Raw genomic sequence first — 7,531 nt, forward strand, 5'->3', positions numbered from 1 at the left:
CACGGGATTCTGGCGGTGTATTTCGTAGCCAGCTGAGCTGGCTACGCCCGCTCGGGCGCGAAAGTTTGGGATTGAATATGCCGTTTGGGCATATTCAATGGCTTGCGTACCGAAGAACGCGTCGTCTCGGTCTCGCTCGAACTACACTCGCCAGAATCCCGCTCGCTGACTTTGTTCGTCCAGCGGCGGCTCGTTTTGACCATCCTATCGGCCCGCGACAACGTGGCGACCGCGTGGCCGTTTTGGCCGGGAGAGCCTTGCGCCTCCCGGCCCTTCTTGTATCTGGGCGGCCTCTTGGGAAACTCGCACGTTTCGTGAAGGTGTGCTGAAATTCGCGAATTACCCGTATTTCAGCGGGATACTCCTTGTTCACGTGCGGAAATCACGCGCGAAGAACTACCCAAGGAGTCCAATTCTATGCCTCAGGCATCTGCGAAATCGAACACTGTTCAATCTGACAAGTCCAACGAGCCTATTTTCACGCCGCGCTTCATTGCCGGCTTTGCGGTGAATTTCATTCTGTATATGCAGTATTACGCGCTCATGGTCGCCATGGCGGGCTATTCCGCCATGCAATTCGCGGCCGGAGCAACCGAGGGCGGCTTCACGGCGAGCGTCTTCATTTTGGGCGCGTTGTGCTCGCGCTTGTTCTTCGGCGGCGCGATCGACAAGGTCGGTCGCGGTCGCGTGCTCGTGGCGTGCATGACGGGCGAGGTTGCGTGCACGCTTCTCTATTTGGCTTTTGAACACGTGCCGGCCATTGGCGTATTTATCGTGTTGCGCTTCTTGCACGGCGCGTTTTATGGCCTGTCGCAAACAACGGTCACGTCTATCGTGAGCAGCGCCGTTCCGTTTTCCCGCAAAGGCGAGGGCGTGGGTTATTACATGCTTTCGGTCACGCTCGGCGCGGCGCTTGGTCCTCTGATGGGTTCGGCGTTCTCGAACGCGGGCGACTTCGATATGCTTTTCTTCTCGTGCCTCGGCATGATCGCTGTGGGTTACGTCGCCGCGCTCGGTGTTGTTTTGCCCGGTCGCAGGCAGCGTTCGGAAGTGTCTAAGGCAACTGGGGCGACCGAGATGGCGCATAGCGTGAATACGGCGGAAGCGACTGCCGCTGCGGAAAAGGCCGGGGTATCCGAGCAATCTGGCGATGCCGGCAAGCTCGCGAAAACGCACAAGCTCAGCCTGGCGAATTTCATCGAAGTGCGCGCGCTGCCCGTGTCGGTGGCCATCATGGTGGGCTACCTCGCGTATGGCGCCCTTATCACGTATATCAATCCGTACGCGGCCGAAGTGGGGCTTACGGGTGCCGTGAGCTTCTTCTTCGTGTCGTATTCCATCGCCATGTTCGTGACGCGTCCATTCACGGGGCGATGGTTCGATTCGGCTGGCGATAAAGGCATCATGACCTTGGGCTTTGCCTGCCTGGGCGCGAGCATGCTCATCATGGGCTTCGCGCAAAACGGTGCCATGCTTCTTGTATCGGCGGCGCTTGCTGGTGTGGGTGTTGGCTCGGTGCAGCCCAATGGCCTCGTGCTTGCCATGCGTCGTTGCCCTGACGATCGTCTCACCGCCGCGAATTCCACTTATTTCGTGCTGCTCGACGTGGCTATTGGGCTGTGCCCCTTCTTGGTTGGCTGGATTGCGCCCGCGTTCGGTTATCGCGTGCTCTTCCTGGTCATGGTGCCCGTGGTGGCGGCGAGCTACGTCGTGTACATGGCGTTCCGCCGCGCTGGCCTTATTGCGGGGAAGAAGAAGTAGCGCGCTTTTTTGGCGGTTGCTATCGCATGGAGCGAAGTGGGGTGCGTCTGTTAGCCGTGCGGTAGGTCGTATCGGGGCGGATGGGCGCTCTGCCAAGAGGCGATAACTGAGCTCGCGCGAACAGTCCACTGAACTGTTCGGCTCGTGCGTACGCTCTTGGCGGAGCGCCCATCCGTCCCCGATACCCAGGCATGAGATGCTCTTCGTCTGCATATCTCCACTTCCTTGTGGATTTCTCTTGCATTGCGCCTGCAAGGTCGTATAATGCCATGGTTTCTATATTTCACATGTCCGAGCGACCTAGCACCGCGAGTGGCCACCGAAAAAGGCTGCGGTGTCGGGGATGACCTCGGGCAGACGCTTAACGAATGGAGAATGACATGGCGAAAATCAGCGTCAAGTCCCTGCTCGAAGCAGGCGCTCACTTCGGTCACCAGACCCGTCGTTGGAACCCCAAGATGAAGCCGTACATCTTCGGCAACCGTGGTGACATCTACATCCTCGACCTCAAGCAGACCCTCGTTGGTCTCGACCAGGCTTACACCTTCGTTGAGAACACTGCTGCCAAGGGCGGCACGGTTCTGTTCGTCGGCACCAAGAAGCAGGCCCAGGAAGCCATCGCCACTCAGGCTGACCGCTGCGGCATGCCTTACATCAACGCTCGCTGGCTCGGCGGCATGCTCACCAACTTCGTGACCATTCGCTCCCGCGTTCAGCGCATGGAAGAGCTCGAGGCCATGGAATCCGACGGCCGCATGGAGGTTCTGCCCAAGAAGGAGCAGATCCTGCTCAAGAAGGAACTCGCCAAGCTGCAGACCAACCTCAACGGCATCCGCAACATGAAGAAGCTCCCCGACGCCATCTTCGTCGTTGACACCAACCGCGAGCAGCTCGCCATCCACGAAGCCAAGCGTCTTGGCATTCCCGTGGTGGGCACCCTCGACACCAACTGCGACCCCGACGACGTCGAGTTCGGCATTCCCGCCAACGACGACGCCATTCGTTCGGTCAACCTGCTCTGCACCTTCGTTGCCGACGCCGTGATCGCCGCTACGGGCGCTCCCGTCATCGAAGAGCAGATGGCCGCCGAGGCCGAGGCTGCTGAAGCCGCCGCCGAAGTTGCTGCTGAGTAATTAATTTACGCATACGTCGAAAGTCCAGTGCTTTCTACCAATACGTAGAGGTCGGGCCCTGTTTCTGAAGAGCGAAGCGGGGCCCGTTTTTCCAAGAGAGAACTTGAGAAAGGAACCGCAAAGATGGCAAACATCACCGCTTCCATGGTCAAGGAACTGCGCGAAATGACCGGCGCAGGCATGATGGAGTGCAAGAAGGCCCTCGCCGAGGCCGACGGCGACATGGACGGCGCCGTTGACGTTCTGCGTACCCGTGGCCTTGCCGCTGTCGCCAAGAAGGCCGGCCGCGCCACCAACGAGGGCACCGTTATGGCTCTGGTTTCCGAGGACGGCAAGACGGGCGCTCTCGTCGAGCTCAACTGCGAGACCGACTTCGTGGGCATGAACGAGAAGTTCAAGGCTTACGCTGAGAAAATCGCTCGCGCCGCTGTTGCCAACAAGCCTGCCGATCTCGACGCCCTGAAGGCTTCCGAGATTGATGGTGAGACCGTCGAGGCCGTTGTCGCCGACTGCATCCATGTGATGGGCGAGAACACCCAGCTCGCTCGCTTCGCCACGCTCGAGGCCGACGCTGTGTGCTCCTACATCCACATGGGCGGCAAGATTGGCGTTCTGGTTTCCTTCGCCACCGAGGGCGTTGACACCACCGCTGCTGAGTTTGCTCAGTGCGGCCGCGACGTTGCCATGCAGGTCGCCGCTGTCGACCCCATCGCGACCTCTCGCGAAGATGTCGATCCTGCTGTTGTTGAGCATGAGATGGGCATCTACAAGGCTCAGGCTGCCGAATCTGGCAAGCCCGAGGCTATCCAGGAAAAGATGGCTACCGGCCGTCTGCAGAAGTTCTACAAGGAGCAGTGCCTTGTAGAGCAGGCGTTCGTGAAGAACCCTGACCAGACTGTTGCCGAGTACGTCGACTCCGTTGCCAAGCAGCTCGGTGGCTCCATCAAGGTCACTGGTTTCAAGCGCTTCGCGCTTGGCGAGGCTGCCGAATAAACCGACGCCACTACATTGCCGGCCTTCGGGCCGGCATTTTTTGCGCAGATTATGGCCACGTGCGAGACCTGAAGGACAAGGTGCCCGTGAGGGTTTCGCGCGGCGTCGACTGCGACAAACCCCTGCTGCGTGTGCAGTGGGGGTTTTCTTGTTTCGGCCTTCGTCTCTTTAATGCTGCTTCTGTTCGTGCGACAATAATAGCTTGCATATACGCCGCCGATGCGTCGGGGGCGCAAACGATTGCGGAGGTAATCTTATGGCAAAAGAGAAAATCGTCGTCGAAGGCGGAACGCCGCTTGCGGGCGAGGTACATATTTCGGGCGCGAAGAATTCGGCCCTCAAGCTTATCGCGGCTGCCCTTTTAGGTCAGGGCGAGAGCGCCATTCATAACGTGCCTCTTATTTCCGACATTGTGGTTATGTCGAAGGTCATCGAGACCCTTGGCGGCAGCGTTCGCCGCGATGGCCACACGCTGCATGTTGACACTGCTGGCGTTGATACATGGGAAACGCCGTATGAGCTCGTGTCGAAGATGCGCGCATCCATTTCGGTTCTTGGCCCCTTGGTGGCTCGTTTCGGCAAGGCTCGCGTTGCCATGCCGGGCGGTTGCAACTTGGGCGCTCGTAAAATCGATATGCATATGGTAGGCATGGAGGCGCTCGGCGTTCATTTCCATACCGATCACGGCTATATCGAAGCAAGCACGCCCAATGGGTTGCACGGCGCGTACGTCGCGCTCGATTTCCCCAGCGTGGGCGCCACAGAAAATACCATGATGTGCGCCGTGACGGCGAAGGGCCAAACCGTTATCGAAAACGCTGCTCGTGAGCCCGAAATCGAAGACCTTGCGAACATGCTCAATTCCATGGGCGCTCGCATTTCGGGCGCTGGCACGGCCGAGATCATCATCGACGGCGTGGAGCTTTCCAGCTTGCATCCGTGCGAGCATTCCACGGTCGGCGACCGCATTGAAGCGGGCACCTTCCTCGTGGGCGGTGCGCTTACGGGCGGTCCCGTTACCGTTCGTGGCATCGATCCGAGCTTCTTGCGCATGGCATTGATGAAGCTGTCCGCCATGGGCTGCTCGGTCGATGTGGGCGATGACTCCATCACGGTTTCGCGCAAAGGTCCTCTTCTGCCTACCGATATTCAAACGCTGCCGCATCCTGGGTTTCCCACCGATTTGCAGGCGCAGTTTATGCTGCTCGCCTCTGTTGCAAGCGGCAATTCCGTGATTACCGAGAATGTTTTCGAAAACCGCTTCATGTTCGCCGCTGAAATAGGCCGCATGGGCGCCGAGATCACCATTGAGGACCATCACGCGGTTGTCGAAGGCGTGCCTAGCTTGCAGGGCGCAAGCGTGAAGGCGACCGATTTGCGTTGCGGCGCTGCCTTGGTGCTTGCCGGTATTTTTGCTGAAGGCGAAACGCAGGTGCACAACATTTATCACATCGATCGCGGCTACGAAGACTACGTGGGCAAGCTCACGGGCCTGGGCGCGAACGTTCGTCGCGTTCCCGACGAAGACGATATCGACTGGTAGCGCAGGTGTTGCATGTCGCGTAAACCATCGAGCTACAACTACAAGCGATTGTCGAACCGCGTGCGCGAATCGACGATCGAGACGCACGTGTCGGCGCCCCGCCCTTCAGTGGGGCATCGCAAGGGCGCGAATCAGCGCTATGCTCGCTCGGCGGTGCGCGGTGAAATCCATCAAGTGCTGCCGAACACCACGACGCGTGAGGACCGCTTTGCCTACGAGGCGCGCATGAACCGACGCTCGTATGTCGAGCGAAACGTTGCTGCGGGCCGAAGGCGCAAGATCGCGCTCGTGGCTGCGCTTGCGGTGCTTATCGTGATCGTCGCGTGCGTCGTCGCGTCGTTTGTTTTCGTGAACGGCATCAACTCGCGCCTCGTGCTCGACGACTCTTCGCTGAAATCGGCCCTCGTTGCCGATTCGGGTGAGGGAAAAGCGACCTATTCGCTGCTTTGCGCCGATTTTGATGATGGAGAAGATGGCGCATCGCCCGATTCGATTGTCGTTATGCGCACCGACCCTGAAGCGAATACCGCCTATGCGATTTCGCTTCCCTCGAACACTCGCGTGTCAACCGATGGCTCTTCGCGCACTTCGCTCGGCGAAATTCGCGCTTCCGAGGGCAGCGCGGGCCTGGTTAGCGCGGTGAACAGCCTCTTGGGCATCAAGCTGTCCCATTATGCAACGATTGATGCGCAGAATTTCGCTCAGCTCGTTGACGAACTTGGCGGCATTGATGTCAATCTTCCCGAAGATATCGTCGATGCCCAGGCGGGCGATATGAGGCTTTCTGCAGGCGAGCAGACTCTCGGCGGCGAGCAAGCGGTTTTCGCATGCCGAGCAGATGATTACGCCGTGAACGCTGAAGAGACGCGTGGCAAGGTACAGGCGCTCGTGGCAGTGGACCTTATGCAGAAGGCGACCTCGGTAGAGGGTGGGTTTGGCTACTATATGCGCATGGACGGACTTGCGAACCTCGTGCAAACCGACATGGACGTAAAGGCAATCGGAGCATTCCTCGAGAGCATTCGCTCCATTTCGACCGAGAATATGCAGGTTGCGGCTTTGCCTACGTATTCTGCGCAGTCGAGCGGTAAAACGTATCAAGTTCCTGCCGACGATGCGATTACGGAAATGATGAATCGCATTCGTGCTGGCGAGACGCCGCAGGCCAATGCTGCCGACGTGTTGGGCTCTATCGATGCGGGCAGCTATACGGTTTCGGTTTACAACGGCGGCGACGTTGTGGGCGCAGCTTCCGAGGCGGCCGACATGCTGCGCCAGGTAGGTTTCAACGTGACCGATACGGGCAATACCTCCATGCAGGTGTATGACGAAACGCTCGTCGTGTACGGCGATGCCGATAAGGAAAACGCCGCCAATGCCGTGGTGGCCGCCCTTGGCATTGGCCGCACGCTGCAAGATACCGTGCATTATTCGTTCGACACGAATGTGTATGTGGTCATTGGCAAAGACTGGCGCACGGTGCTCGCTGCACGCAACGAAACGGTCGATGAGGACGGCAACATCGTGCCTCTTTCGCAAAAGGACGCATCGGCAACCTCGAGCGACGAATCGAATTCAAGCGCGTCGAGCGATTCTGGCGTCGATGCGGAAGGTTCGTTCGCTGCTGCCGCGAATAGCGCGGCGTAGTCGATAGACGAAACGCAACCACGCCCCGCCTCCGTGCGGGGCGAGTTTTTAGAAGGGGAGCCTCTATGACGCTCAACGACATTTACCACGCAATTGACCCCGTGGCGCTTTCTTTGGGGCCGCTGCAAATTCGTTGGTACGGACTGGCCTATGTTGCCGGCTTCATTTGCGCCTTTCTCGTTATTGCCAAACTCTCCCAGCGTTGGAAGATTCGCATTGACGACGACGCCTTTTTCACGGTGGTCTTCTGCGTGATTTTCGGCGTGATTCTTGGTGGTCGTTTGGGCTATGTGCTCGTATATGGCGATGGATACTACCTTCAGCACCCCGAGAAAATTCTTGCGTTCAACGAGGGCGGCATGAGTTTCCACGGGGGGCTTGTGGGCGTGATCATTGGCGGCGTTATCGCGGCGAAAATCACGAAGATCCCGTTTCTCACGTTGGCCGATATGGG

Annotated in this window: 6 protein-coding genes; all 6 read left to right on the forward strand. The window is 58.8% G+C overall.

Annotated features, from left to right (window positions below; translation table 11 throughout):
* Positions 1-417: 417 nt before the first annotated feature.
* Positions 418-1,761 carry an MFS transporter gene (locus ACWI8T_RS07075; protein WP_449138439.1) on the forward strand — a complete coding sequence of 448 codons (1,344 nt, stop codon included), beginning with the start codon at positions 418-420 and terminating at the stop codon, positions 1,759-1,761.
* Positions 1,762-2,141: 380 nt separating this feature from the next.
* Positions 2,142-2,894 carry a 30S ribosomal protein S2 gene (gene rpsB, locus ACWI8T_RS07080; protein WP_123218954.1) on the forward strand — a complete coding sequence of 251 codons (753 nt, stop codon included), beginning with the start codon at positions 2,142-2,144 and terminating at the stop codon, positions 2,892-2,894.
* Between the two features lie 123 nt (positions 2,895-3,017).
* On the forward strand, positions 3,018-3,887 hold the full coding sequence (gene tsf, locus ACWI8T_RS07085) for a translation elongation factor Ts (RefSeq protein WP_114615136.1): 870 nt from the start codon (positions 3,018-3,020) through the stop codon (positions 3,885-3,887).
* Positions 3,888-4,143: 256 nt separating this feature from the next.
* A complete protein-coding gene (murA, locus tag ACWI8T_RS07090) occupies positions 4,144-5,430 on the forward strand; it encodes a UDP-N-acetylglucosamine 1-carboxyvinyltransferase (RefSeq protein ID WP_337492692.1) in 1,287 nt (428 codons plus the stop codon).
* A 12-nt stretch (positions 5,431-5,442) separates the two neighbouring features.
* Entirely contained in the window at positions 5,443-7,077 is a 1,635-nt protein-coding gene (locus tag ACWI8T_RS07095; protein ID WP_449138440.1) for an LCP family protein, read from the forward strand.
* Positions 7,078-7,142: 65 nt separating this feature from the next.
* Positions 7,143-7,531: prolipoprotein diacylglyceryl transferase family protein (locus ACWI8T_RS07100; protein ID WP_449138441.1), on the forward strand; the 389-nt coding region annotated here is incomplete at its 3' end.

This window comes from Slackia sp. (genome assembly GCF_977041755.1).